The organism is Nonomuraea aurantiaca (assembly GCF_020215705.1).
GTDB classification, from domain to species: Bacteria; Actinomycetota; Actinomycetes; order Streptosporangiales; family Streptosporangiaceae; genus Nonomuraea; species Nonomuraea aurantiaca.
In genome coordinates, this window is the sequence record NZ_JAIWNB010000050.1 from 1 (window position 1) to 26,360 (window position 26,360).

Annotated in this window: 24 protein-coding genes and 1 pseudogene; 7 read left to right on the forward strand and 18 right to left on the reverse strand. The window is 68.1% G+C overall.

The window, feature by feature from the left end:
• The first annotated feature begins 1,274 nt into the window (after positions 1-1,274).
• Positions 1,275-1,508 carry a hypothetical protein gene (locus LDL49_RS52830; protein WP_225302535.1) on the forward strand — a complete coding sequence of 78 codons (234 nt, stop codon included), beginning with the start codon at positions 1,275-1,277 and terminating at the stop codon, positions 1,506-1,508.
• A gap of 622 nt (positions 1,509-2,130) precedes the next feature.
• Positions 2,131-2,847, forward strand: a complete 717-nt coding sequence (locus LDL49_RS52835; RefSeq protein WP_225302536.1) for a rhomboid family intramembrane serine protease — start codon at positions 2,131-2,133, stop codon at positions 2,845-2,847.
• A 45-nt stretch (positions 2,848-2,892) separates the two neighbouring features.
• Here the strand turns inward: LDL49_RS52835 and LDL49_RS59600 are convergent.
• The 3 genes and pseudogenes from LDL49_RS59600 to LDL49_RS52845 all read right to left on the reverse strand — a co-directional run.
• Positions 2,893-3,076 (reverse strand): annotated as a pseudogene (locus LDL49_RS59600) (IS5/IS1182 family transposase); the annotation flags it as partial.
• A complete protein-coding gene (locus tag LDL49_RS59605) occupies positions 3,077-3,208 on the reverse strand; it encodes a hypothetical protein (RefSeq protein ID WP_372470723.1) in 132 nt (43 codons plus the stop codon).
• A gap of 108 nt (positions 3,209-3,316) precedes the next feature.
• Positions 3,317-4,243: a quinone oxidoreductase family protein gene (locus tag LDL49_RS52845; protein WP_225302537.1), complete on the reverse strand. Its 927-nt coding sequence runs from the start codon at positions 4,241-4,243 to the stop codon at positions 3,317-3,319.
• A gap of 203 nt (positions 4,244-4,446) precedes the next feature.
• Here LDL49_RS52845 and LDL49_RS52850 point away from each other — a divergent pair, with 203 nt between their 5' ends.
• Positions 4,447-4,860 carry a MarR family winged helix-turn-helix transcriptional regulator gene (locus LDL49_RS52850; protein ID WP_225302538.1) on the forward strand — a complete coding sequence of 138 codons (414 nt, stop codon included), beginning with the start codon at positions 4,447-4,449 and terminating at the stop codon, positions 4,858-4,860.
• Positions 4,861-4,966: 106 nt separating this feature from the next.
• Here LDL49_RS52850 and LDL49_RS52855 read toward each other — a convergent pair whose 3' ends face one another.
• From LDL49_RS52855 to LDL49_RS52865, 3 genes are all read right to left on the reverse strand, one after another.
• A complete protein-coding gene (locus LDL49_RS52855; protein ID WP_225302539.1) occupies positions 4,967-5,638 on the reverse strand; it encodes a DNA alkylation repair protein in 672 nt (223 codons plus the stop codon).
• 220 nt (positions 5,639-5,858) lie between these two features.
• A complete protein-coding gene (locus tag LDL49_RS52860) occupies positions 5,859-7,262 on the reverse strand; it encodes a M1 family metallopeptidase (RefSeq protein WP_225302540.1) in 1,404 nt (467 codons plus the stop codon).
• 399 nt (positions 7,263-7,661) lie between these two features.
• Positions 7,662-8,975, reverse strand: coding sequence for a family 43 glycosylhydrolase (locus LDL49_RS52865; protein ID WP_225302541.1), 1,314 nt, complete (start codon positions 8,973-8,975; stop codon positions 7,662-7,664).
• A gap of 114 nt (positions 8,976-9,089) precedes the next feature.
• Between LDL49_RS52865 and LDL49_RS59610 the strand changes: the two genes are divergently transcribed.
• Positions 9,090-9,479 carry a twin-arginine translocation signal domain-containing protein gene (locus tag LDL49_RS59610; protein WP_225302542.1) on the forward strand — a complete coding sequence of 130 codons (390 nt, stop codon included), beginning with the start codon at positions 9,090-9,092 and terminating at the stop codon, positions 9,477-9,479.
• On the opposite strand, the gene LDL49_RS52875 is transcribed toward LDL49_RS59610, so the two are convergent.
• The 6 genes from LDL49_RS52875 to LDL49_RS52900 all read right to left on the reverse strand — a co-directional run bounded on the left by LDL49_RS52875 (position 9,454) and on the right by LDL49_RS52900 (position 16,539).
• A complete protein-coding gene (locus tag LDL49_RS52875; protein ID WP_225302543.1) occupies positions 9,454-9,666 on the reverse strand; it encodes a hypothetical protein in 213 nt (70 codons plus the stop codon). The genes LDL49_RS59610 and LDL49_RS52875 overlap by 26 nt on opposite strands.
• 633 nt (positions 9,667-10,299) lie before the next feature.
• Positions 10,300-11,253 (reverse strand): endolytic transglycosylase MltG, encoded by a 954-nt coding sequence (mltG, locus tag LDL49_RS52880; protein WP_225302544.1) that lies wholly within the window; start codon positions 11,251-11,253, stop codon positions 10,300-10,302.
• Positions 11,250-11,762, reverse strand: a complete 513-nt coding sequence (locus LDL49_RS52885) for a SigE family RNA polymerase sigma factor (protein ID WP_225302545.1) — start codon at positions 11,760-11,762, stop codon at positions 11,250-11,252. Before LDL49_RS52885 ends, mltG begins: the two co-directional genes overlap by 4 nt.
• A 113-nt stretch (positions 11,763-11,875) precedes the next feature.
• On the reverse strand, positions 11,876-14,992 hold the full coding sequence (locus LDL49_RS52890) for a TIM-barrel domain-containing protein (RefSeq protein ID WP_225302546.1): 3,117 nt from the start codon (positions 14,990-14,992) through the stop codon (positions 11,876-11,878).
• Between the two features lie 198 nt (positions 14,993-15,190).
• Complete coding sequence (locus LDL49_RS52895; protein ID WP_225302547.1) at positions 15,191-15,556, reverse strand: GntR family transcriptional regulator; 366 nt, start codon at positions 15,554-15,556, stop codon at positions 15,191-15,193.
• Entirely contained in the window at positions 15,556-16,539 is a 984-nt protein-coding gene (locus LDL49_RS52900; protein WP_225302548.1) for a hypothetical protein, read from the reverse strand. Before LDL49_RS52900 ends, LDL49_RS52895 begins: the two co-directional genes overlap by 1 nt.
• Before the next feature lie 264 nt (positions 16,540-16,803).
• Between LDL49_RS52900 and LDL49_RS52905 the strand changes: the two genes are divergently transcribed.
• From LDL49_RS52905 to LDL49_RS52915, 3 genes are all read left to right on the forward strand, one after another.
• Positions 16,804-17,649 carry a peptidoglycan-binding domain-containing protein gene (locus LDL49_RS52905; RefSeq protein ID WP_225302549.1) on the forward strand — a complete coding sequence of 282 codons (846 nt, stop codon included), beginning with the start codon at positions 16,804-16,806 and terminating at the stop codon, positions 17,647-17,649.
• A 64-nt stretch (positions 17,650-17,713) separates the two neighbouring features.
• Positions 17,714-18,604, forward strand: a complete 891-nt coding sequence (locus LDL49_RS52910; protein WP_225302550.1) for a peptidase inhibitor family I36 protein — start codon at positions 17,714-17,716, stop codon at positions 18,602-18,604.
• 35 nt (positions 18,605-18,639) lie between these two features.
• Positions 18,640-19,581: a SpoIID/LytB domain-containing protein gene (locus LDL49_RS52915; RefSeq protein WP_225302551.1), complete on the forward strand. Its 942-nt coding sequence runs from the start codon at positions 18,640-18,642 to the stop codon at positions 19,579-19,581.
• Positions 19,582-19,627: 46 nt separating this feature from the next.
• Here LDL49_RS52915 and LDL49_RS58935 read toward each other — a convergent pair whose 3' ends face one another.
• From LDL49_RS58935 to LDL49_RS52945, 6 genes are all read right to left on the reverse strand, one after another.
• Positions 19,628-20,629, reverse strand: coding sequence for an NBR1-Ig-like domain-containing protein (locus tag LDL49_RS58935; protein WP_225302552.1), 1,002 nt, complete (start codon positions 20,627-20,629; stop codon positions 19,628-19,630).
• Positions 20,630-21,124: 495 nt separating this feature from the next.
• The gene (locus tag LDL49_RS52925) at positions 21,125-23,050 is read right to left on the reverse strand and encodes a hypothetical protein (protein WP_225302553.1); all 1,926 of its coding nucleotides are present in this window, start codon (positions 23,048-23,050) and stop codon (positions 21,125-21,127) included.
• Between the two features lie 90 nt (positions 23,051-23,140).
• Positions 23,141-23,737 carry a response regulator gene (locus LDL49_RS52930; RefSeq protein WP_225302554.1) on the reverse strand — a complete coding sequence of 199 codons (597 nt, stop codon included), beginning with the start codon at positions 23,735-23,737 and terminating at the stop codon, positions 23,141-23,143.
• Positions 23,737-24,822, reverse strand: a complete 1,086-nt coding sequence (locus LDL49_RS52935) for a sensor histidine kinase (protein WP_225302555.1) — start codon at positions 24,820-24,822, stop codon at positions 23,737-23,739. Before LDL49_RS52935 ends, LDL49_RS52930 begins: the two co-directional genes overlap by 1 nt.
• A 20-nt stretch (positions 24,823-24,842) precedes the next feature.
• Positions 24,843-25,532: an ABC transporter permease gene (locus LDL49_RS52940; RefSeq protein WP_225302556.1), complete on the reverse strand. Its 690-nt coding sequence runs from the start codon at positions 25,530-25,532 to the stop codon at positions 24,843-24,845.
• Positions 25,529-26,242: an ABC transporter ATP-binding protein gene (locus tag LDL49_RS52945; protein WP_225302557.1), complete on the reverse strand. Its 714-nt coding sequence runs from the start codon at positions 26,240-26,242 to the stop codon at positions 25,529-25,531. Before LDL49_RS52945 ends, LDL49_RS52940 begins: the two co-directional genes overlap by 4 nt.
• Positions 26,243-26,360: the final 118 nt, after the last annotated feature.

Consider the following 26,360-nt stretch of genomic DNA (forward strand, 5'->3'; position numbering starts at 1 on the left):
TCGTCGATCAGCGCGGCGGAGACGAGGCCATCGGTCATGCGACGGTCGCCGTCGGCGGGGTCGGGGACTACGGTGAGCATGGGTGTGCCTTCCCAGCCGACGTTGGCGCGTCGGCCATGCGTGTGAGACCTCAAACGATCACCGGGAAGGTACACCCCTTCCCGGTCGATCCACAGGTCTCTAGCATTGCTCCAACACCGCGAGCTGATGACGCAAGACCAGAATCTCCGCATCTTTCGACCTCTGCGAACGACCCAGCAGCACCACCCAACCCGCGAGATGGACGAAGATCAGATAAAGCCGCAACGCCATAGACAGCGATTCATGCCTGCAAGAACGGGAACGCCAAACCCAGGCCAGCCCTGACAGCCGAGTTTCGGGCACCCACACGTCCAAGGATGCAGAGATCCTGGTATTGCGGCGTCAGCGGGCTGTGCTCCGCCGCCAGGTCGCCGCTCCCCGACTGTCGTGGGCGGAGCGGGCGGTCATTTCCGCGCTCGCGCGACTCCTGTCCCGACGCCGCCGATGTCATCTGTTCGTCACACCGCGGACGCTGCTGCGTTGGCACGCCGACTTGGTGAAGCGACGCTGGACCTACCCCAAGCACGGGCCGGGACGGCCACCGATCGACCCTGTAGGTGCCGAAAACCCCATCCATGGGCTGTGACCTGCCGGTTCTCGACACGGCTGAAGACCACAAGGCGGGGTACGCCAGGATGATGCATCCAGCTCTATCAACAACGCCACTCGATCAAGACGAGCACGTTCGCGCAGCCAGGCCAGTTGGATGCCGTCCATGTACGAGTGCACTTCGACCGCCGCTGTCTTCGGCTGGGGATGCCACTAGGACGCAACCGCATGGCCGACGTAAGGGCGCCCGCGGGCGTTGTCCACGTACGCCTGCAGCCAGCACGTCTTCGCGAAGCGCGCTTGGAAGTACGCGTGGTCCTCCCACGCTCAGCGTCTCGGCCACCGCCACAGCGGAGGGCACTGATACGTCGATCTGGCTCTCGCACTGGACGATGCGGTACGGGCACCGTGAACACGCGCAATGGGCATGGCGTAAACGCCTCAAGTTTCTCCGCAGGCTCCACGCCGAGTGCGCCCGGGTGATCGCATCCCGACCCCCGGCATCCCAGCCCCCTGCGTCGCCACTTCCGGAATCGCCACCCCCTGTCGTCCCCTCTCCCGCCGATCACCCCGATTCCCTGAGCGCGGAGCATGCCCGCCTGACCAGAGGAGTCCCCCAGCTGGGCCGGGACCCCGACGAGTACATGGCGGAGATGGTCATCTTCGCCGCGACCGAGCGTGGCGGGCAGGTAACGGGCAACCTGATCCTCCAAGCCGTCAACGAGGGCCTGTTGCGGCCGGGAACTCCGTTCTTCGAGGCCGCTTCCACGATGACCTTCGAGAAGACTCGCCAGCTGACGATCTCGATCCTCGACGCGAGTAACCGTTCATTCATGATCAGCCATGAGTTGCGAAAACCATCACCAGGCTCACGGTGAACTGCCCCTACCGCACCGCATGGATGAGCACCGTGAGACAGCGCCCTGACGACCTCCTCGCCGACCACTCGGCCGTTGAGGGGGCTGCCGGACTCAGGAGGCGGTCTCCCAGCATCGTGGACGAACAGCAGGTGGTGCAGCGCTCGCAGCAGGAGCTTCGCCATCAAGTACCCCGGGTCCCCCGTCAGCGTCCGGGGCAAAAGCGAGCGCCGCCGACGCGCAGTCGGCCGCCCGCCAGGACGCCATCGCCAGCAGTGAGGCCGCCGGTGGGACGAAGCGTGGCTCCAGCCTGTGTGGGTCAGGTCTTTCCACGAGCGTCCCGTCACCCGTGAGGTAGTGGCACACCGGCGTGGGGAACGCATCGGCAGCTACCCCTGGGCTTTGGCGGTGGAATGTCTGGTCTCACTTGATGCTTGACGCTCCCTAGCCGATCTTTCGCTTCTTGGTAGGCGAACTTGCCCCCGCCGCCGAACGTCATCGTGCCCATGGTGAGCGCCGATACCGCAGCCCTGATCGTCCCAGCTCGCGATATTCCATCCCGTCATCATTCCCATCGGCGATCGGCACCGCCAGGATGCCCGTCCGTGGGAAATGCTCCGTTCCGTGACCTGGAGTCCCCATAATGATCGGCGCACCTCGGATGATCAGGGAGGAACAGATGGAGGGCAAGAGCGGTCCAACGGCCGAAATCATGATCGCCGAAGCCCGCAAGGCGTTATGGGTGATGGTCGGATTCCTGGCCGTCATTTGGACGATCCAGGTCTTCAACTGGGCGTCGGCGTACGACCTGAGCAAGGAGTTCGGCCTTCAGGCGTGGGACCCCGAAACCCTGCCCGGCATCGTCACCTCCCCGTTCCTCCACTGGAGCTGGGAACACATCGAGGCCAACTCGGGGCCGCTGTTCATCTTCGGGTTCCTGTCCGCCTATCGCGGGGTGAGCAAGTTCATCAGCGTGACGGCGTTCATCATCCTGGTCAGTGGCCTGGGCGCCTGGTTCACCGCCAGCCCGACGGGCATCGGGGTGGGCGCCAGCGGGGTGGTGTTCGGGTACTTCGGGTACGTGCTGGTACGCGGGGCGTTCGACCGGCACCTCATCGACATCGTGATCGGGTTGGTGATGGCGCTGTGCTTCGCCTACCAGTTCATGGGGCTGCTGCCGGAGGAGGGGGTCGGCTGGCAGGCCCATGGGTTCGGCTTCCTGGCCGGCCTGGTGGGCGGATGGGTGTTCCGTGACCGCCGCCTCCGTCGGGAGAAGCTCCAGGAACCCGCGAAGCCCGGGGAGCCGGCCCCCTCGTCAAGGGCCGCGCTGCTGAAGGAACTGGACGATCTCGGCCTCTAGCGCCGTGACCACGAACGCTCACCCACAGGAACACCAGCCTAGAGGATCATGGCGGACTGGCCGGCCGCCGCGGGAACCGCGTTCTTGCGGTTGGCCGCCTGGTCGGTCTTCTCTGGGATGACCGCCTTGACCTGCGTCCGCGCAGATAGGCACGGTTGCCGAGGGAGGAATACGCCTTGTCCGCGGCGACCGCGCCCGGCCTGGTGCGCGGACGCCCCACAGGCAGGCGTTATTGAAGCGCTGCGGCCAGCTCGCCGTCCAGCGCCATCCCGGCAGCGTGGTGGTTGGCGCGGGCCGTGATGGAGTCCACGCTGACCAGATCGCGATCCGCCTGGCCAGGGGCCGCGGCCTCAGCGATCATCGCTGCACCAATTGCTCGAACACCCGCTCACCGCCCACGAGCGGAAACGGTCGTAGACGGTGGACCGGGCCCGTTTCCCGCTGCTGCTCAACGAAGCCACGATTTCCTTCAGGGGACGAAAACGATGCGGTCGGCGGTCTCGGCGCTCCACGCCCGCGTGACCTGGGCGAGGGGTACGGCGCGGGCCCGTACGTCGATCGCGCTCGCGGCCACCGCTGAGGCCAGCTCCGGCAGCTCGGCGAGGAAATCGCGGGCGGGGACGGAGCCGATGCCGCTGCCGACGATCTGCAGGCGGGCGGAGCGCAGTGCCGCGGAGGGGATCGGCGCGGTCTGGCCGACGATGGATCCGATCTGGATCCAGGTCAGCGGGGCGGTACGGTCGGCGCGGGCGGTGAGCATCGGGATCATGGCGTCGGCGGCGCAGTCGCCCCACAAGTAGTCGATGACCACGTCGACGTCGGCCGCGCGGCCGATCTGGTCGAAGGTGATCGTCTCGTCGGCGCCAAGCGCGGCCAGCGCCTTCAGGCGGGTGGTGTCGCGGCCGGCGGCGATGACCTGGGCGGCGCCGAACAGCTTGGCGATCTGGACGGCCATTCGTCCGGCGTTGCCGGTGGCGCCGAGGACGAGGACGCGCTGACCGGCGTGGAAGTCGACGCGTCGGCGCAGCGCGACCCAGGACGACATGGCCGGGTTCATCGCGGCGGCGATCTGCACGGGGTCGATGCCGTCGGGCAGGATGACGCTGCGTCGAGGGTCGATGAGGGTGTGGTCGGCGAACGTCCCCAGAGCCGTGTCGTCCATGACCACGTACCGGAGGTTGCCCTCTCTGTCGCGTACGACGCCGTCGACGCCGGGGACCAGCGGGTACATGCCGTTGCTGGAGTAGTGCGAGCCGTTCGCCCTGGACCTGGTCAGATGGTGCAGGCCGGCCGCGAGGACCTCAACGACCAGCTCGTCGCCGTCATGTTCCGTGGGGTCGGGGTGCTCACGATAGACCGGCGGGGCATCCGCCGCCGAGATGACTGCAGCGTGCATGGTGACCTCCTAGAGATAGTTTGTATTTCCAACCATTTTTATAATGGTTGGAAATGCCAACCATGTCAATCAAAGGCTTGTTCGATGCCGTATCCGTCGATCACCTGACGCGGGTGCGAGTCGCGAGACCCCCGGCGGCGGGGCCGGCCTCCCCAGCCCGACATGGTGGGTATTGCCAACCATGCCGGGGCTAGCATGACGGCATGACCGCCGCCGACGATGTCGTGGACGCCCTCGTCCGGACCACCTTCGAGGTGGCCCGTGTGCTGACCCGTATCGGTGGCGAGCACGACCTGTCGCTCACCCAACTACGGGTGCTCGGCATCCTCCGCGACCGCCGCGCCCGTGTCACCGATCTGGCCGCCTACCTCGGCCTGGACAAATCCACGATGTCCACCCTCATCGTCCGCGCCCAGCGCCGGGGGCTGCTGACGCGCGGCAAGAATCCCGATGACGGCCGGGTCGTCGAGGTGTACATGACCCCGGCCGGTCTCGAACTGGCCAAGCGAATGGAGGACGAAGTCCGACGCGCCCTGGCGCCCAGGACCGGCCCTCTGGATCAGGAACAGCTCGACCAGCTCGCCAAGCTGCTCGAACTCGTCTTGGCCCGCCCATAGCGAACGCACCCAGCGTGTGACCCCGCTTCAGGTCACCAGGCCCCCTTGTGCCTGCCGATTGATGGGCGAAGTAGGGCTGCGTGTGAACGAGGCGTGCAGGCCCTCCCTACTTGTCGTGCTGCCGGCGCACCATCTCGTTGATCCAGATGGGCGCGAACGGAGACGTGCAGCCTGGGAAGGTGGGGTAGTCCTTGAGCACCTCCAGGCGCTCCCCGATGTCGATGGCACGAGCGCGGTGCTCGGCGTGCTCGATCCCGATCTGAGCCAGGCAGTCGTTCATCGCCCACTGCAGGCGATCCGGGGCGTCTTTCATCTCCGCCTCGATGACATCGAGCAGCCCCGCGAGGTCGAGTCCCTCGGGTTGCTTCGTCACGCGTTCGGCGGTCAGCGCCCAGCCGGCGCTCGCGGCCACCGGGTCCGGATCGGCGAACCAGGCCAGGCGCAGCTCTTCGGCGTGCGGGTTCTTCTTCACCACGTAGTTCACGAGCCAGTCGTGCACCTTGGGCGTGCGCGCCTTGCGCAGCATGCCGTCCAGTTCGTCACGCTCGAACGCTTTCGGGCGGCAGATCAGGATCGCCAGCAGTTTCGCCGCGGTGTCATCCGTCTCCCAGAGACGGCACGCGAGTTCCTGCTGCGTCTTCAGCCGCTTGGCGAGCGCGCGCAGCTTGCCGAGGTTCACACCGTGATCGTCACCGTGCCTCTCGTTCACCTCGCGCGCCTTCGGGTCCTCCAACCCGGCCAGCTCGGCCATCACCTCGCCCAGCGCCGTCTCGGCCACCTCAGCCTCCTGTCCGTCACGTGCGAGATTCAGCCTAGACGGGAGCCGACTTTGTGTGCTCCAGCTAGGACGGTCCCGCCGTCGCCGGGCGCCAGGCACACCGTTCCGCTTCACTTTGTTGTCCTGGCATCGTCGGCTGGTCGCCCGACGCATCATCGCCCGCGTCAGGGCCGCGGAGCAGCCTGATCGCCCCGCGAACCCTCAGCTCAGCAGAACGTCGTCACCACGTCACGGGCTTGGTCGGGGTGAACAGCCAGACGTTGAAGAACTCGGTCAGGTCCCGGCCGGAGATCTTCTCCGCGAGCGTGATGAACTCGTCGGTGTCGGCCAGGCCGTAGCGATGGTCGGCCGCCCATGTCCGCAGCAGCCGGAAGAAGGGCTCGTCGCCGATCTTCACGCGCAGCGCCTGGAGCGTCATGCCGCCGCGGTTGTAGACGGCGGTGCCGAACATGGTGTCGCGCTGCGGATCGGCCACCTTCGACTGCCAGAACGACTCCGGCCTGCCGGCGTACTGCTGGTCGAACCACGCCTGGACGGTCTGGCCGCCGGTGTGCTCGGTCCAGTACCGCTGGGCGAAGGTGGCGAAGCCCTCGTTGAGCCAGATGTGCTGCCAGGTCCGTACCGAAACGCTGTCGCCGAACCACTGATGGGACAGCTCGTGCGCGACCGTGGTCTCGCTGCGGACGGCGGAGTACAGCGGCTTGGTCTGATTCTCCAGCGAGAAGCCGACGATGGGGGCGTTGTCGACAATCGCGCCCGTCTCCTCGAACGGGTAGCGCCCGAACAGTTCGCTCCAGTAGTCGGTGATGTCGGCGGTCTGCTGGAAGACGACGTCGGTGCCCGGCACGGTCGGATCGGTGGCGACCCATTCGCGCAGGCCGTCCGGCGTCCTGCCCTTCCGTACGTCGAACCGGCCGATCGTGGCCGTGACCAGGTACGACGCCATCGGACGCAGCTCGTTCCACAGGAAGGTCGTCGTGTCACCGTGAGTTGCCTGCGCCGTCAGCACGCCGTTGGCCGCGGCTATGAGCCCCTTGGGAACGGTCACCGAGATGGAGTAGGTCGCCTTGTCGCTCGGGTGGTCGTTGGAGGGGAACCAGGTGCTGGCCGCGTTCGGCTCGCAGGCGACGAGCACGCCGTCCTCCGTGGCGATCCACCCGTACGGCGAACCGAACACGATCGGGCCGCCGAGCGGCTGCGGGATGCCGTCGTAGGTGACGCCCACGTCGAACACGCTCTGACGCCGCAGGCCCGACTTGGGAGTAACGATCAGCTCCTGGCCGTCGCGTACGTAGGCGGCCTGGCGGCCGTTGACCGTGACCGATCTCACGGTGAGTTGCTGGAAGTCCAGATCGAAGCGGGACAGGTCCTGGGTGGCGCGAGCCAGCATGTGCACCGTCCCCCTGAGCACCTTGGTGGCAGGGTCGTAGGCAAGGTTGAGGGAGTAGTGCTGGGCGTCGTACCCGCCGTTTCCCTCCAGGGGGAAGTAGGGGTCACCGAGACCGGGCGCACCCGGCCGGAAGTCGGGCGGCGCGGCCGCGGCAGAGGGCGGGGCGACTGCGAAGGTCATGGCCGCCGCCATGCTGAGAGCGGCGGTCCAGCGAGCGATCTGGGCAAGCACCATCGCAAGCCTCCGTGGGGGATAGGTCATTAGCCGAGAGTGAAGGAAAAACCTGGACTTGTCCGGACCCAAAATTCGGCCCCTGCGCCTGCCAGCGCCCCGCCCACCCCACGGCAGTCCGCACAGCTCCCTTCCGGCGTATTGCGGTCAAAGTGAGCGGTCGTCAGATGCCCGTCCCCACTCTCCGCCGCCGGGTCCGCGCCAATCCCGGGAAGGCGCGAGTACAACAGCCCCAGCTGCCCGTCGATGCCGGTGATCGTCGCGACCGTGGAGCCGTCAGCCTTCGTCCTCCCTCTCGCAACGCAGCAGGACACGGGCGGACAGGCCCGCCCATGCCGAATGAACCGATCACGCCACTACGGGGCGGCCGCTTGTCACCAAATGGCGCTGAGCGGGGACAGGTCAGTGGTTCCGGCGCTGGACGTACAGGCGATTGCCCTTCGGTCCCGTCCATTCCACCCGCACGATCCCGGGCACCGCCGTGTCGCCGACGCGTGACGGGTCGGCCCAGTAGCCGAATCTGGGGTTGCGGAAGAACGTCGCCCACAGCTTGCCGCTGTGATCCACGAAGAAGTTGTTGTGGCCGGCGCCGACACCCACGGTCCACCGCTTCGAGTACGGACCCTCGAAGGTGTCCGAGACGGCGACTACCGCGTCATAGTGGTACTGCGCGCGACCGGTGCCGGGTGGGTCATAGGCGTATCGGATGCTGCCGTCGTCATTGGTCGAGGTCCGGTTCCAGGCGGCCTGGAGCAGGAAGTACTTGCCGCCGTGCTTGAACACGTACGCGCCTTCGAGATACGGCTCGGGCGCGTAGGGCGTCTGCTGGAACTGCGGGAGGTTGGTGGTCGGGACGATGTCCTCCATGTCGTCCCGGAACTTCGCGTACAGGTTGTTGTGCAGCACCAGCCAGGCGTCATCGCCCTCGGTGTAGAGGCTGCCGTCGATGTGGTGGTAGGCGCCGGGCAGGATGAAGCCGGGCCCGCCGATGAAAGAGTCGCCGAACGGCTTGTCGTAGTTGCCCTGAACGAGCCGGTACGGGCCTTCGGGGCCGCCCTCGCTCACGAGCATGAACGAGCCGACCTTCTTCGAGTGGTCGCCCATGCAGGCGACGATGTACCACTTGCCGCGGAAGTAGTGCACCTCCGGGGCCCAGGCAGCGCCGCGCTTGCCGAACTGGTCGTCGTGCCAGTACTCCTGCCACGGAGCGACCACCATGCGTCCTGGCCGGTTCTCGTCGACGAACTCGGGCGACCAGACCTTGCCCTGCTCGGCGCCGGGGCGGATGCCGGTGGTGTCGGCCAGCTTCCACGGTCCGCGCAGGGACGGGGACACCCACATGAAGATGCCGTCGTTCCACGGGGCGGCGGCCTCGACCCCGGGCACCCGGGTGGTGCCGGTGGCGACGTAGATCGGACGACCCTTCACGACGAAGCAGTTGACGTACGTGTCCCGCATCCAGACCCGGCCGAGCTCCTTGTCACGAGGGCGGAGTTCCAGCGGGAGGATGAAGGAGTTGTCCTCGCGCGGCCACAGGTCGGGCCGGGTGTCGGCGAGGCCGTAGGGCTCAAGGTCGGGCCAGTTCGACGGGTATCGCTTCATGGAGGTCTTCGCCTGCGCGGCGGTCGCGGGCAGTGCCGCCGCTCCTAGAAAGCCGGCGGCGCCCACCAGCAGGGACCGTCGGTCGAGGTTCAACCCGTTGTTGGAATCAGTCATCAGTCACGTCCTCCACGTCAGCGCCTGCCGCGCTCGCTGCTGCTGAGCGGTCCGTCCGGCGCAGCCTGCGGAGAGTGTGCCCAGTCATTTATATGTCGTCAATAACCCGGAAAAATGACCCGGGAAAAAAGCGCAGAATTCCGTCGTGGACAAAACCGGCGCAAAACGGCCACGGGGTCTTGTCGGGGCCGAAGTGGCGTGGCAGGCGTCAGCCGCCGCCAGTTCCTCGGCGGCGCGAGCGCCGCCGTCCTGGCCACGGCGCTGACCGCGTGCACCGGCGGCGGGCAGATGAGTCACCGGAGCCAGCGCCCGACCTGGGCCAGGCTCTGCAGGTGCCCCGGCGCAGCAACCAGATGCCGGACGTGCACTCGCTGGCGGGGCTGGGCGCCGTCTCCCCTGCCGCCCTGGTCAGCGAGTGCTGGTTCCAGCCGGTCGACAAGCTGGCCGACTTCGCCGGCAGCCCGCCGCGTGACCAAGGTCAGGGGGATTCGCACAGCCTATTGAGCTCCGCGACGTCTGTGTTGATGTCCGCGATCACCTGGTTGGGGTCGCCGCCGGTCATGCCGGTCAAGCGGAAGTTCAGTTCCTGGAATTCGGCGGCCAGCCGGCTGATCTTCGCTCCCACCACTCCTTCCGCGTCGAGAACCGCGCCCATCAGGTCGTGGTGCGTCTGCTGAGCCGCGGCCGCCATGCTGCTGCGGACGGTCCCGGCGTTGCGGCGGTATGCGGTCAGCGCCGTCGCCGCCTCATCGCAGCCGCCGGGCCGGACCGCCGGCAGCAGTGGGGAGGAAGCCGGGGCCTCTCGCGTGGGGCTCGGTGGTTCGGGCGTGCTGGACTCAGGCGATGGACTCGGGGTCCGCCGTGCATGCCGGGTGGTCACCGGTTTTTGTGACGATGACCGCGGGGCCGGGGTGGGGACTTCCGTGTCGGGCTGGGCCTGGGGTTGGGGTTGGGGTTGGGGTTGTGGCTGCGGAGGCGGGGTCGGCGGCGCCAGGTACGCGACCAGGGCGATCACGGCGGCGATCGCAGCCGCCAGAGCGCTCACTGCCGTCCAGTTCAGGCGCGAGCCCGCTCCTCCGCCCGCCGTCGGCGGCTGCGCTGATCCACTCCCCGTCATGTCCTCATCGTGGCCGAGCCGCCGAGCTCGGTCCAGAAGACCTCCTGCTTCGGCCCGATCAGGCGAAATCTTCCGCAAGGAGACTCTCGACGGGGCATGAAACTCATGTCATGGCATCACCGTTCCATTTGTGGCACGGTTAACTTCACTCCGTTCGTCGCCCTGCACCACTTCACCCAACCAGGGAAAGCTGCGCGAGGCGAGCCCTCACCTGGTGTTCTTTCTGTATTCCTCGAACAGCTTTTCGGCCTCGGATCGGGAGTCGGCGAACTTCGTGACGCCCTTCTTCGGATCGGTCGTCACGAAGTACAGCCACGGTCCGGCGTCCGGCTTCAGGGCGGCCTCGATGGCGTCGGCGCCCGGGTTACAGATGGGACCGGGCGGCAGACCGAGGCGCGCATAGGTGTTGTACCGCGACCGGTTCTTGAGATCCTCGTTCGAGGCCACGGTGCCGGACTTGTCCAGGCCGTACAGGATCGTGCTGTTCACCTGGAGCTTCATCTCGGGCGTGTGGTTCAGCCGGTTGTAGATCACCCGCGCGATCTTGGGCATGTCGCGCTTGTTGATCGACTCGGCCTGGACGATGCTGGCGATGGTCAGGATCTCCAATGGCGTACGGCCGACACGCCTGGCACCGTCCGCCAGGTCGCTGTCCTCGGCGGCGCGATTGAAGCGTGCCACCATCGCGGCGAGGATCTCGTCGGGGCTCGACGTGGGCGAGACCTCGTAGGTTCCGGGGAAGGCGAATCCTTCCAGCGCACCCTTGGCGTAGGCCGGAAGGCCGAGCGCCCTGCCGTCCTTGGCGGCCCGCTCGAACTCCACCAGCGGTCTGCCGGTGGCGGTCGACAACTGCTCCAAGATCTGTGAGAGCCGTAGTCCTTCCCTCACGGTCAGGGTGATCTGTCCCTGTTTGGTCTCCACAAGCGCCTCGTCAGAGCCCTGCTCGGTGACACCCTTGGAGACCACCACCCCAGAGGACAGCCCCTGGACCACGAGCGTGGATCCGACCGCCATCACGGCTACGGCCACCGCCGCCGACAGGGCGAGGCCGCGCCGACGGGATCGACCCCGGTTGACCTGGAGGAACCGGCCCGGTGAGGGTGGCTGCTCCTCATGAGCCATGTCGGAGAAGGTCTCACGCAGCAGATCCTCGATGTTCATCCGAACTCCCTCACGGTGCTCAGTTCAGGTGCGGCCTTCTTCAGGCGCTCCAACGACCGGTAAATCTGGCTGCGCACCGACCCCACCCTGACCCCGAGCAGTCGCGCGATCTCGGTCTCGGACAGGTCTTCGAAGTAGCGCAGCACGAGCATGGTCCGCTGCCGCGGTGTCAGCCGGGCAAGAGCCGCGCGCATCACCAGGCGAAGATCCACCATCTCGGCGTGCCCATCGCCGATCTGTTCGGGCAGCCACCCGGTGGACACTTCCGCGACGCGGGACCGGCGCCGCCACCAGCTCACCTGCTCGTGGTACATGGCGCGGCGGACATAGCCCTCGATGGCAGCGGTGTCGCGCAGGCCGCGCCACTTCGCGGCGGTCTTCGCCAGCGCCGACTGGACCAAGTCCTCGGCGGCGTGCCGGTCGCCGGTCAGCAGGTACGCGGTATGGAACAGCGCTCCTGATCGATCGATGACGAACTCCCGGAAGTCCGCCTCAAACCCTGGATCCACCTGTCCTCCTCGCGATGTCGCCAAGCAAGGACGCGGACAGGGCATCGATCTATGCCGGCGTGACCGAACCGATCTGCGTGGTGTGAGGCCCCGCCCCGACGGGGCCTCGGGTGTCAGTCGGAGGTGAAGCTGAGCCAAGTGGCGTGTTTGGGGAGCTTGACGGTCAGGGTGCGGGTGGCGCTGTCATAGCGGTACGCGTCGGCGGGCAGGTCCGCGGGAGGGGCGGCGTTCAGGAAGTTGAGCGTCCATTGGCGCGCCTTGCCGCTGATCTTCACGGTCCGCCGCCCTCCTGACTCCGAGTAGCGGATCGTGGTCTTGTCGTACAGCGTGTACGAGCCGGAGGCCCCCGAGGCGATGCTCAGGGTGATCTTGTCCAGGGGGTTCTGGACGTCGTTGGCGACGTCGGCGGTCCTGGTCGGCAGGATGGCCCCGGCCTTGACGAACACGGGCATCGTGTCGAGGCCAGTGGTGATGTTCCGGGTGGTGCCGCCGGTGTAGGTCTGGCCGGTGAAGTAGTCGGTCCACTGCCCGGGCGGGAACCACACCGAGGTCGTGGCCGTCGCGCCGGGCGTGGTCACTGGCGCGACCAGGAGGTCGGGGCCGTAGAAGTACTGGCTGGCGGCGGTGGCGTACGCGTTCTCCTCTTCGGGATATTCCAGGTATGTCGGGCGGACGATCGGGACGCCGGTGGCGTTGGCCTCCTGGGCCAGCGTGTAGGTGTAGGGGACCAGGTTCTCCCTCAGGTTGAGGAACTTCTTCGCCGAGTCCTTCGCCGCGGTCCCGTACTGCCAGGGCAGCCGGTCGCCGTGGTTGCTGTGCAGGCGGTCGATGGGCTGGAAGGTGCCGAACTGGACCCACCGGGCGTACAGGTCGTCGGGCAGCTTGCTGGTCCGCCTGGTCTGCCCGTTGTCGATGTAGGTCTCCGAGCCCGGCAGGCCCGTGGTGTCGTTGTGGCCGCCGATGTCGTGGCTGATGGAAGACATGCCGGTGGCAGCGGATTCGCCGGGCGTGTAGCCGACCTCCGCCCGGAGGGTTCCCCAGGTGGAGGACGTGTCGCCGGTGAAGTGGACAGTGGTGCGCTTGTCGGCCCACGGGCCGGTGGGCAGGCCCGAGCGGCCGGCGTACGAGCCTGTCTGGAGGGAGCCGAAGGCACGGGAGAGCACGAAGCCGCCGTGGGCCGCGGCGTACTGCTGGTGGATCCAGGCGTCAGGGGTCACGCCGGGCAGCGAGGACTGCGAGGCGTCGCAGCACCAGTCGAGCCACCAGAAGTCGTTGCCCTGCTGATCCATGGTCTTGTGCAGGTCCATGTACGCCTTGAGCTGGTCGGGATCGCCCCAGTCGAAGGTGTGGCAGTTCGCGCCCGCGGCTCCTGCGCACCCGCCGCTACGCAGCTTGCCCTTGGCCGTGGCCTGCGCCTGGGCGAACTGGGGGTCGTCGCCGACGATGCTGGGATGGACGTTGAGCGTGTTGTGCAGGCCCTGGGCGGCCGACCAGTCGAAGAACGCCTTCGGGTCGGGGAACTTCGTCCGGTCGATCTGCCAGCCGCTCCAGGTGTTGGGCGACTTGAAGTCGGTGTCGGTGACCAGGACGTCCAGCGGGACGCCCTCGGAGCGGAACCTGGGCAGGATCGTGTTCTGGTAGTCGGCCGCGGTGCGGTCGATGTACTCGGAGTACCACACGCCGTACGCCCAGCGGGGAAGCAGCGCCGGCGGCCCGGTCAGGGTGGACAGGTCCGACAGGGCGCGCTTGTAGTCGTGACCGTAACCGAAGAAGTAACCGTCCTGGTACGCCCTGCCGCCGGGCCGCTGGGTGACCTTCCCGGTGGCGGGGTCGTACAGGGCCGAGAGTGTGTCGTCGAGCAGGTACCAGCCGTCCTTGTGCAGCAGGCCCGGAGTGGTCGGCGGGGTGCCGTTGTCGCCGTTCACGTTGTCGAGGCTGCGGCGGTAGCCGCCGAGCGGGAGGTGGGGCGGCGGGGCGGCCGTGCCGGTGGGGGTCACCGCGAGCGTGTCCGCGTTGACGCGGCAGCCGGAGGCGCCGGGGCAGGTGAGGGTGATGTCGTTCGTGCCGGACTTGAGCGCGATCGGGGTGGCGGCCGTCGCCCAGGTGTCCCAGCCGGCCGTGGTCGGGAAGGTCATCTGCTGTGTGGCGCCGCCTGTGGTGACGGTGGCCGTTCGCGTCTGGTGCAGGCCGTCGCCGCCGACGCCGTTGGCGTAGCGGATGTGCAGCGTGTACGTGCCGTCGGCGGGCACGCCCACGAGGCGGGTGGCCAGGCTCGCGCCCTGGTTGAGTTCGGCGACGAAACCTCTGCCCGCGTAGCCGGCGTGGTCCTGCACCACCTTCGCCGTACCGGCGAGCCCGCCCGCCTCGGCCTCGCAGCTCGTGCCGTACGCGCAGGACACGGTGGCTCTGGCCGACGGCGGCGGATATCCGGCGCCCGGTGGCAGCAGCGCGAGGCTGTCGATGTTGACGTTGCCGGAGTCGGCGGGTGTGCGGGTGAGCGTGATGATGTGCCGGCCCGCGGCGAGCTGCACTCCGGGTGTGGCGATGGCCCAGGTGTCCCAGTTCGCGGTCACCGGCAGGGTCACCGTCTGGCCGGTGCCCCCGTCCACCGACAGGGTGAGCGTGCGCGGCGTGTGCTGGCCGTCGCCGCCGACGGCGTTGGAGTAGCGGATGGCGAACTGGTACTGCCCTGACGTGGTCGCGTTCACGTCCGCGGACAGCGAGTTGCCCGTCCCCTCGAAGCCCGCCAGGAAACCCGCGCCGGTGAAGCCGGAGTGGTCGGTGGCGACAGCCAGCCCGCCGTACGAGAGGTCCTCGGCCTCGCACAGGGCGCCGGCGGGGCAGGTCAGTTGTTGCCATGGGGCGGCGGTGGTGGTCTTCAAGCTGACCGAGAGGTTCTGCGGGGTGAACGGGCCCGAACCGACCTGGTAGCGCAGGGTGAGCGCGCTCGTCCTGATGGTGAGCCAGCCGTTCGACGTGCTCGATGTGAAGGGTGTCGACGGAAAGGCGCCGCGCCCGACGGCGTTGAAGGTCGGGGTGTCGAGGAATTTGGCGTCGCCCGCGTACTCGGTCCTTATCAGGGTGGGGGACAGCACTTCGAAGCGGGCGTTTCCTGAGGTCACCGCTTTGATCCGGGTGTTGTGGGCCGCCTCCGCCGGAGCGGGGGCGATGCCTGACATGGCCACCGCGATGATCGCGACGGCGACGAGACGCAGGGGGGGTGGTCGCACTGGGCGGCTCCTTAGTCACGTTCGATCGGGCAGCGGATCGAATTTGACTGCTTTGCCGCAACTATTGACCAGGCCGCTCGACCTGACAAGATCGGAGCACCATATTGATCGGATCCGGTCAGTGGAGTATGTGAATCGGTCAGTCCACGTCGAGGAGGAGCCCAGCCTGACACGGGGCGAGGGATTACCGGATCTCCATCAATCGCGCATGGTGAGCAGGGCCTGTCGCGCTGCCGCCAACGCCTCCTCCTCGGTGGCTCCAGCGTGCAGTGCTGCTCTGGCGTATTCTTCGGCCGCCTCGGCCAGGCGGAGCCGCAACCGGTCGGCCCCCTCGGTGATCACGGCCGTCCGGCCCCGGCGCAGCTCCACCAGCCCCTCATCGCGCAACTGCTGGTAACCCCGCAGGACGGTGTGCAGGTTGATGCCGAGGGTGGCGGCCACGTTGCGGGCCGAGGGCAGACGGTCGCCGGGTGCCGCCAGGCCACTGGCGAGTGCGGCGCGGACCGAGGCGGCCACCTGGTCGGCCAGCGGCTGGGGCGACGCCGGATCAATGGTGATCAGCACTACGCCGTCTCCTCCAGTCGTTGCCTGCTCAGCCATCCGTTGACCAGGGCGGCGGCGGTCTGCGCCTCGCGCGTGGAGTAGACGAACGATCGATCGTCGCTCAACGACAAGACGAGGACCGGCGCCCTGCCGTTGACCACGCCCCATCCGGACGAGCTGTCGTCCAGCTTGTATCGCCCTTCTGGGGCTCTGCTCCTGGCCTCGGCGAACCGTATCAGGGAGTACGGCACCCTCCGCCGCAGGACCGGCAGCCCCGAGGCACGCACGGTGATGCCCGAGCCGTCGATCTGCAGGCTCGTACGCGCCTGCGCCGCTTCGAACAGCGCCCACAGTGCGAGCAGCGCCGTCCCCTGCCAGGCGTCGGAGCCGTTGCCCACGCTCAGCACGGCGAGCGCGCCCAATATCGCGGCGAGCAGCAGCCGGCGTAGCGACCAAGTCGACGTCACGAACAGGATCCGTTGGTGCCGCCCGAGGGCCATGGTCGGCGCGTGCGACGGCGGCGCGGACATGACCGCGGGCGGTGACGGGATCGGGCCCGCCGCCCGGTAACCCAGCGCGGCCGCGACGACGGTAACGGCGATCTCCGCCCCAAGATGCCAGGCCGGCCGGGTCACCGGCCCTGGGGAGTCCAGAAGCGCCGTCATTGCCAGCACGGTGGACGCGGAGAGCGAGGCGGCGATGACGAAACTGAGGATCACCATGCCGCGCTGGGGTTGCGGCAGGCGCCAGTAACGCAGAAACGGCAGGAGCAGCGTGACTTCGAACCACACGAGGGTGAAGCACCGCCCGGAGAGCCAGCCTTTCCAGGTGGGCGCGTATCCGGTGTGCACAGCCCAGCTCTCGATGTAGGCGCGGGCCGGCAGGCGCTCTCCGTACAGGCCGACCAGAGTCATGGGCACCAGGAGCACGAGCAACGGAGGAACGGCCGTCAAGGCGAGGCGGCGCAGGCGCCCCGGCGCGGCGATGTCGGTGTGACGGGACATGACCCACCTCCAACTGTTTGCTTTTGACTATAACACTGCAAACAGTTTGGCGGTGGGCTCCTGTCTGAAGGTCGCGGGGATCGACGTGCAGGTCAGGTCCCGTTGACACCATCGGACCGCCTGTCAGACGGCGTACGGCCAGGGCTGTCAGATGACGTGCGGACAGGCTGACAACACCGATCTTCTTGTGGACACGTGGCCAAACCGAGACCTTGTTTCCGCCGCCCAAGTAATTCCCATTGTGGCCTGAAACCAGGAGTAACGATGAAGTTGGCCTCATGCGCCGCTGCCGTCATATCGGCCGCCCTGCTCGCTTCCCCAGCCGAGGCGTCCGTGATGTCGGTGGCAGAGGCGGCCGGCATGAGCGCCCTTCCGAGTGTGAACATGGAAGCCACTGTCAAGGCGGCCCAGATCGACCCGCGGCGGCCTGACAGCACCCTGACCCCGGGCGCCAAGGCCAGTGTGCTCCTCGTTGAGCAGGCGCTGCGCGACCGGAGCCTCCTCGACGCGAAGTGGGTGGACGGTTACTTCGGCTCCACGACGGTCACCGCCTATGCGAAGTACCAGAAGTCGCTCGGCCTCACCGGTCTCGACGCCAACGGCCTGCCGGGTAAGGGGTCGCTCGCCAAGCTCGGAGCCGGCCGCTTCACCGTCACCGGCGCCATCGACCCGGGCGCCCGGGTGTCCGTCGGCGCTGCCGTCATCAACACCCGCACCCGCAACATGCTGGCCGAGGCGAAGCGCCTGCTCGGCCGCGATCTCGCCCTGGACCAGGGTTCGTACAACCCCGGCGGCGACCCGACCTCCGTGGGCACCCACGATGGCGGCGGCGTCGTCGACGTCTCGGTGAAGGGGATGACTGCCGCCAAGCGCACCGCGGTCTGCCGGGCGTTACGCCGTGTCGGCTTCGCGGCATGGGTGCGCAGCCCCCAGCAGGGCGACTGGCCGTGGCACATCCACGCCGCCGCCATCAACGACACCAGCCTCTCCAGCCAGGCCCAGCACCAGATCGGTGACTACTACCTGGGCCAGAACGGCCTCGCCAACCGCGGGCCGGACGACGGCCCTGCGGTGGCCATCCGTACCTGGGAGGAGTACCAGCGCCGCTGACTCCTCCGCAAATCCAGAGCTACTCCCGCATAGGCAGACATAAGCAGACATAAGGAGAACAGCCATGAGAACGATCACCAGGATCCTCACCGCCACGACCGCCGCGATGGCGCTCAGCGGGACGGTGCTGGCCACCGCGACGCCCGCCTCGGCGGCCAACCGCGACGGCGTCTGCGACACCGGCGAATTCTGCTACTACTTCAACAGCAACAACCAAGGATCGGTCTCCGACTTCACCGGATCAGTCGCCGACTACTCCACCACCCAGCCCACCTGCTACGACTTCAAGGGCCCCGGCGAAGGCAAGGGCAAGTGCATCAAGAACGCCGCCGCCTCCGCCTGGAACCGCAGCAGCAAGAAGGTCCGCGTCTACTTCAACACCGGTAATACCGGCACCTATCAGGACTTCGCCCCAGGCGCCAAGGCCAACCTGAACGCCAGCCTCAAGAACCAGAACGCCTCGCACGAGTTCAACCCGTCATCGACGACGCGCACCAACATGTCGTTCTCGCTGTACGCGGCCGCCGGCTCGATCACCTGCGGCTTCGACGGTTACACCTCCACCCAGGGCCGGCATGAGGGCATCGACATCGCCCGCGGCATCGGCTCGGATGTCCACAACCTGGTGGCGGGCACGATCACCAATGTCCAGTTCGGATCCACCGGCAGGGCCGGACTGTCCACGATCGCCGTCTACAACGCCGCGGCGAACAAGACAGTGATCTACCTGCACTCCGCCCCGCGGTCCTCCCTGCGTGTGGGCCAGTCGGTCAGCCGCGGCCAGATCATCGCCGACGAGTCGTGGCACGGGGTGTCGAGCAGTTCGTCCGCGCACACCCACGTCGAGATGCGCCCCGGACGGCAGACGCGTGCGTCCAAGAGCGTCGGCGACTCGACCCTGGACAACCCGAACCCGACCTCGTTCTGGAACTCCCAGGGCTACAACGTCCGATAACAAGCCGCGAAAGCTGACAAAAGAGGAAGACACCTGTGCTTTCACGAACTGTACGGCTGATCTCGGGGCTCACCACGGCGATGGCGCTCGGCGGAACCATGCTGGCCACCGCGACGCCCGCCTCGGCGGCCGGCCGCGACGGCGTCTGCGACACCGGCGAGTTCTGCTACTACTTCAACAGCAACAACCAGGGATCGGTCTCCGACTTCACCGGATCGATCCCCGACTACTCCACCACGCAGCCCAGCTGCTATGACTTCAAGGGCCCCGGCGCGGGCAAGGGCAAGTGCCTCAAGAACGCCGCCGCCTCCGCCTGGAACCGCAGCAGCAAGAAGGTCCGCGTCTACTTCAACACCGGCCTCACCGGCACCTACCAGGACTTCGCCCCAGGCGCCAAGGCCAACCTCAACTCCACTCTCAAGAACCAGAACGCCTCGCACGAGTTCCTGGGTAGCGCCTTGCCGCCGACCCAATGCAAGACCGACGGCACGGACAGCAAGCTGCCCACGACGATCCTCGTGTACCGCGAGTCCCTCAATCGCGTGGAGCGGGTGGACTTCAAGACCTACGTCAAGAACGTCCTGCCCAACGAGTGGGTGACGAGCTGGCCGAGCGAGTCCCTCAAGGCCGGCGCGATGGCCGTGAAGAACTTCGGCTGGTACTGGGCGCTGCACTCCGCCAGCAAGACGCCGAGCGGCCAGTGCTTCGACGTCTATGACCACACCTCGAGCCAGGTGTACAAGCCCGGCTCCGCGAAGGCGGTGACGAACGCCGCGGTGGACGCGACGTGGAGCACCCGGCTGACCCGCAGTGGGAAGATCTTCCGGGCCCAGTACTGCTCAACGACGACGGCGTGCGGTAACTGGGTCAACGGCGACTGGATGTCGCAGTACGGCTCCCGCGACAAGGCCAGAGCGGGCTGGAGCTACTCCAGGATCCTCAAGAACTACTACACGGGGATCGTCATCGGCTCCTGACACCTCCGAGGCTCTGGTTCCCCGCCGTATCCCGCGCGGCGGGGAATTAGAGTGCGCCGACGATGATCTGAAAGTTGACCGGCCGGCTTCCGGGGAAAAGGACCGTTCCCGAGGCGTCCACCATCTTGAATCGCACGTAGCACAGGCCCGGCTTGCTCGGCGTGGTGACGACGGTCTCGACGTCGACCATCTCGCCGGGCTGCGTGTCCCTGATCGGCACGTGCGGAATGGTCTGGCACTGATCAGCTTGCTGCGTGACGTCGAGGCGACGCAGCGAATAGCCCTTCCACGGCACGGTCCCGGCGTTCTTGAGCCGCCATATCTTGGTCACGGTCTTGCCGGTGCCGACGCGCGTGCAGTCGGCGAGCGTAACGTCCTCGATGAACACGACCGCGTCGCCCTTGTGCAGCGGCGGGGCCAACGGCGGGTTGGTCGAACGCACCGGGCAATCGGCTGGGGACAGCACGGCGATCGATGAGCCGCCGGACAGGTTCGGACCGTGTTGTTCGTCGGGCGTGGAGCCGCGATTGACGGTGGCCACGATGACGGCCACTGATCCCATGGTGACGGCCACGGCCGCGAACGCGGCCGGGCGGATCCACCGCCTTCGTCCTCGGCTCCTCGGCGCGGGGACCTCGCCCGCGATCTCGCCGGGCGGTGCCGAGATCTCGCCGGCCGACCACCCGTCGGCGAGCCGCATGGCATGAGATTCGACGGCGCCTGCGACTCCACCGGGCGGATGATCCATCGAGGCGTCCGTGCGAATCGAAAGATCCCCGGTGCTCGCTGATCTGACCGCCAGGTTCGCTCGCTCCCAGCGTTCGCGGTACGCGGCCGGGTCCGCGCCACACACCTTGAGGAACTCAACGGTGGTCTCCCAGCTCGGGAGCCGGTTACCCTTCGTAGCCTCGTGCAGCGTTGTGTGAGAAATCGCCCCTGACCGGCCGGACATTTCCCGAAAAGACGGGTTGCCGACCGAGGCGCGCAGTTCCCGCAGGGTCACCGCGAAGTCCTCGATTGCCTCCGTCCGTACCCGCGTGTCGTCCACCGTGCGAAGCTAACAGCACCCATGGTGTTCATCAACCGAAACGGACAAGCCCAGTGAGATGGGGCCTGAGAAGGCCATCGATAACCCGGCGACTATTCGCCCCATTCGTCGTTCTGCTCGAAGACGGTGCGCAGCATGGTCGCCACCCAAGGTGCAGGGGCCGCCGTCCAGCGGCCGGGTGGAGACGCCCAGCATGGGAATCGCAGGATTACGGAGTGTCCGTCTCCTGTCACATAAATGGCACTCTTACCAGTTCAGGGGCCGGCCTCGATCGCCGAAGACCATCTCCCGGGACAAGGCACCGCGTCATTGACGCGGATTGTCAGAAAAATGCGAATGCCAATTCAGACTTTCCCCGCATCGGACCCACCCCTGTAAAGCCACCTCGGGCAACGGACGGCAATTCTCATCCGGCCAGGCGTCTTTCAAAGTCAACCCCCCAGCTCATCGCACCAGCGAACACGGAGGGTAACCGTCTGCTACGATCCCGCGCCATCAGCGGATCTGCGGGCTGTACCCCTCCACAACCGGGTAACCGTCCTCCAGCCAAGCGCACATCCGCCAGTTGGCCTCCCACAACCGCTCCCGATCCAGCGTGAACAGCGCATAGGTCTCAGCGAAGAACTCCTTGGTCGACGTCCGCCCGTACGACGTGCACGACTGGTATCCGACCTGTGCGGCATAGGCGGCGAACCTCGCCAACAGCAGCCCAGGCGCCGCCAACCCCGCGATATACGTATGCCGCCGCAGCAGCACCGTGGCCACCCGGACCACAGCGCCCTGCTCCGCGGGAACCAGCGCGTCCAGCGTCCGGGCGGCGGCCAGCGCGGGGTCCACCCGAGCGACGGCCGCCGCCTGTGCCCTGGCGAAGGTCGCTATGACCTCCCTGACGTTGGCGGGTACGGTCTCCCGGAGTGCCGCCCAGGTCTGGTTCGCCACGGGGACGAAGTCGTCGTTCGCGTCGGTGTAGGCCCCGTACGCGGTGGTCCAGGCATTGAAGGCTTCGATGAGCTTATTGTCGGCTTTCGCCACGACGGCGCGCAGCCGCTGGTCGAGCAGTTGGTACGCCTGCCACGGCTTGTCCCTGAGTCGAGCCAGCGACAGTGAGGCCTGCTCGTGGGGGCACATGGTGACCACATGGCCGATCTCGTGCAGCAGGGTCCAGTCGCCGCCCGCCCCGCAGTCGCCCGGCCGGCCGCACGCCGAGCGGGTCATGTCGTCGAAGGCCAGGTCGAAGTAGTGGACGTGCGGCGTCGGTTCGGCAGGTTCCGGACCGACCAGGTCCAGGCCTCCCTTGCTCACGTGGGCGTCGCCGCCGTGCCGGCCGGCCGCTATGGGATCAACGGGGTTGTCGCGGATCAGTGAGGTGCCCTTGAGCGCCTCGAGGTCGCCGGCCGGGATGCGCTCGAACGCCGAGGCGACCTGGCCGAGCTCGGCCAGGCTCCACGCCTTCGCCGGACGCCGGTCGGCAGGCAGCCGGTCACCCACTCCGCCGAGCGCGAACCGCGCCTGCAGCGCGTCCTTGCCCTCCTTGATCGAACCCGGCCGGAGGTACCACGCCGGTGGCGGCCGGTCCACCACGTCGCCCAGCCGTTCGGCACGCACCACGCGGTTGTCGTCGGTGATCAGCTCGTAGCGGGCGGATCCGCCCGGGAAGGGGATCGTCAGCGGCCAGACGGTTCCCCGCAGATCGAGCGACTGACCATCGGGCCGGGTGATGCGGGTGGTCACCCGCATGATCGTGTACTGGACGGCGTCGCGTTCGCGCACGGGCACGAAGGTGAGGTCGGTGGTGTACCCGGCGGCGCGGATGACGGCGCCGGTGTCCCCGTACTCCTGGGGCAGCGGTTCCGCTGGGGGGACGAGCCTGAGCATGGTCGGTGCCGGACCGTTACCGCCGTCGAGCAGCAGGTGGACGACCCGGCGCAGCAGGAGGATGAAGGGCTCGTTCTGGTGCAGATCCTGGCGGGTGAGCGCGCGTAACCGTACGACGCCGTCGGTGCCGGGGCGTACCGTGACAGCGCAGCGGCGCAGGCCGGCCAGGATGCGGTCACGGACCCGCAGGTCGGTGACCTTCAGCGCGACCCACTTCCGCTCCAGCAGGCGCAGGTAGGTGCCGAAGACGCGCTCCCAGACATCCCCCAGGGCCGTACTGTCCTCAGCGGTCAGAGCCAGTCCGGCCAGCTGAGCCGACGTCACCGGACAGGTCTCCGGCCACTTGGCCAGGAAGACGGCGAAGCCGACGGCGTCATTGTCCTGCTCGTAGGCGGCGCCCCCGGCGACGAGGAGTTTGGTGACGGCCGTGAGCCGGCCTGCCCGCGTCGGGCGATCGACGGTGCGCCCGTCCGTTTCGTGGTACGAGGCCCTGATCTCGTCAAGTTTGATGAGCACCTTGCGTGTGGGCGTCACCGCTGCATCCATGGACGGCTCCCTCCATTGGAACGCTCCCTTGGACGGTAACCGGAGAGATTCCCGATTCCCTACGCTGTGTCCGCTGAATGACAGATCGCGTTAGAGGAGTCCCCGCTCCATGGCCACCACGACCGCCGCCGCCCTGGTCTCGACGCCGAGCTTGGCGAAGACGTGCTTGAGGTGCGTCTTGACCGTGGTCTCGCTGATCAGCAGCGTTCGCGCGATCTCCTTGTTGGCCGCGCCCCGTGCCACCAGGCGCAGCACCTCCAGCTCGCGCGGGCTCGGCCGCTGCGCCGCGGGCCCGCGGATGAGCGCGGAGGCGATCGACGGCGCCAGGACCGCGCCGCCCGCGGCGGCCGTACGGACCGCCCGGTGCAGTTCCTCGCGCGGCGCGTCCTTCAGCAGGTAACCCGCCACCCCGGCGGCCATGGCCCGGGTGACGTCGGCGTCGGTGTCGTACGTGGTCAGCACGATCACCTTGATCTCCGGGTGGTCCGCGCGCAGCCGCTCGATCGCGCCCACGCCGTCGAGGCCGGGCATGCGCAGGTCCATGAGGATGACGTGCGGCCGTGCTCGCCTGGCCATGGCCAGCGCCTCGAACCCGTCGGACGCCTCGGCCACCACCTCGATGTCGTCCACGTGGTCGAACATGCCGCGCAGCCCGTCGCGGACCACCGGATGGTCATTCACGATCATCAGCTTGAGGGGATACGCAGGCACAGTGCCGTCCCCTCTCCCGGTGCCGACTCCACCGTCAGCGTCCCGCCGACATCGCGGGCGCGCTCGCGCATGGCCGCCAGCCCGTACCCGGAACCCCGCGCATCCGGCTCGAAACCCCTGCCGTCGTCGAACACGTCCAGCGTCACCTCGTCGTCCATGTACGTCAGCGTGATCGCCACCCGGCCCGCCCGCGCGTGCTTGGCCGCGTTGGACAGCCCCTCCTGCGCCGCGCGCAGCAGCGTGGCACCCACCTCGCCGGGCAGTGGCCGCGGCGTACCCTCCACGCTCACAGTGGCGCTCACCTCAGATGTGCGTGACCACCGCTCGGCGACCCGCGCCAGGGCGGCGTCGAGGCGCGCGTCCCGCAGGGGCCCCGGCCGCAGCGCGTCCACCGAGCGGCGGGCCTCTTGGAGGTTGTCGCGGGCCAGCTCCTTGGCCAGCGCGATCCTCCTGCGTACGGCGGGCAGGTCGGGCATGGCCTGCTCGGCCGCCTCGAGCTGGGTGATGATCCCGCTCAGCCCTTGGGCGATGGTGTCGTGAATCTCCCTGGCCAGTCTGGCCCGCTCCTCCAGCACGCCGAGCGTCTTGTTCTGCGCGCTCTGGCGCAGGACGTACATCAAGAACATGCCGATCGCCACCACCAGGCCGCAACTCCCGGCGAGCCGCCACAGGGTGTCGGGGTCGTCCAGGTAGCCCCTGGCCGCGAACGTGCACAGGATCGTCGCCACGGCCCCCGCGTACGACCAGGGGATGGGCAGCATCAGGTACGGCTGGGGCATCAGCCCGAAGATCACCACATCGAAGGAGCCGTCGGCGCGCACCAGCGCGACGTAGAGGACGCAGAGCACGGCCAGGTGGAGCGCCATGGGGCGGAGCCGGCCGAGCAGGTGCGGCCGGCGGACGACGAGGAACCAGTGCCAGCCGGCCAGCGCCGCGAGCACCACCAGGGTCACCGGAGCCGGGCTCCTGTGCTCGCCGAACGACAGGATCAGCCCCAGCGCCAGGCAGGCGTAGTACAGCAGGTGGAAGGCGCGCACCCAGCGCGCCTCCCAGACGTCCACCCCGTCACTCCCCCGCTCCGTCACTCCCATCGGAACAGCGCCGCGGCCACCGCCGTGCCCGCCACGATTATCCCGGCGAGGATCATCATCGGGAAGAGGGCGGCGGCGCCGGTCCAGGCGGCGGTCAGCACGTCCACGCCCGGGGTCAGCGGCAGGAAGCCGCCGATAGCGCGCAGCGAGTCGGGCAGTGCCTCGCGGGGCACGGCCGCGCCCGCCAGGAAGAGCATCGGAAACTCGACCAGCATGCCGATCAGGCTCGCGCCCCTGGTGTTGCGTACGACCGCGGCGATCACGAAGCCGAGCGCGCAGACCATCACCGAGCACAGCAGGATGGCGACGGCCAGCAGGGGCAGGTTCGTGGGCGGCCGCGCGCCGAACGCCGCGATCGCGGCGACCACCAGCAGCGCCGAGCCGATCAGAGCTGCGGCGACCTGCGCCACCAACTGGGCGCCGAGCAGCAGAACCGGGGAGATCGGCGTGGTCCCCAGCCGCTTGAGCACCTTGCGCTCGCGGTAGCCGGCCACGATGCCGGGCAGAGCGCCCAAGCCGCCGACGGCCGAGATCATCGCGATGTAGCCGGGGACCGCGCCGCTGTCACCGCGCTTGAGCACCAGCAGCATCATCGGGAAGGCCATCATGAAGAACACCGAGGCGGGGTCGCGCAGCAGCAGCCTCAGCTCGATCGTGGTGAGCGCGGTGAACGCCTTCATCGGTCCGCTCCTTCCAGGGCGAAGTACGCCTCCTCCAGACTGGCGGTGCCGGTCCGGGCGATGATCTCGGCCGGGGTGCCCATGGCCCGGATCCGGCCGCGGGCGAGGACGGCCAGGCGGTCGCACAGGGCCTCGGCCTCGTCGAAGTAGTGGCTGACCAGCACCACGGTGGTGCCGGAGGTCTTCAGCTCCCGCACCAGCCGCCAGGTCTCCCGGCGGGCAAGGGGGTCCAGGCCGGTGGTCAGCTCGTCCAGCACGACCAGCTCGGGGTCGCCGACCAGGGCCAGGGCGAGCATCAGCCGCTGCTTCTGCCCGCCGGACAGGTCGCCGTACGCCTTGCGCGCCAAGGACGTCAGGCTCCAGCGCTCCATGACCTCCCGCCAGTCGGCGGGCCGGTGGTAGAAGGAGGCGAAGGCGTGCAGCGCCTCGGCGACCTTGATCCGCTCCGGCAGCGCGCTCTCCTGGAGCTGGGCGCCGACGCGCTGGGCCAGGGCCCGGCGCCGGCGCGCGGGGTCCTCGCCCAGCACCCGCACGCTGCCGCCATCGGCTCGCCGCAGCCCGAGGAGGCATTCGACGGTGGTGGTCTTGCCCGCCCCGTTGTGACCGGCGATGCCGAGGGTCTCCCCGGCGTGGACCGTGAACGTGACGCCGTCCACGGCATTGGTGCCCCCGTACGTCTTGCGCAGGTCTGTCACCTCGATGGCTTCCATGCCTCAAGGCTCCCGTCGCGGCGGGCCGCGCGACATCGCCCATCACGCCGCCCTGGCATCCTCCATCCGGGTGATGCTCGGCGAGCTGCGCGTTTCACCCGCTTTCTGGCTATGAAGG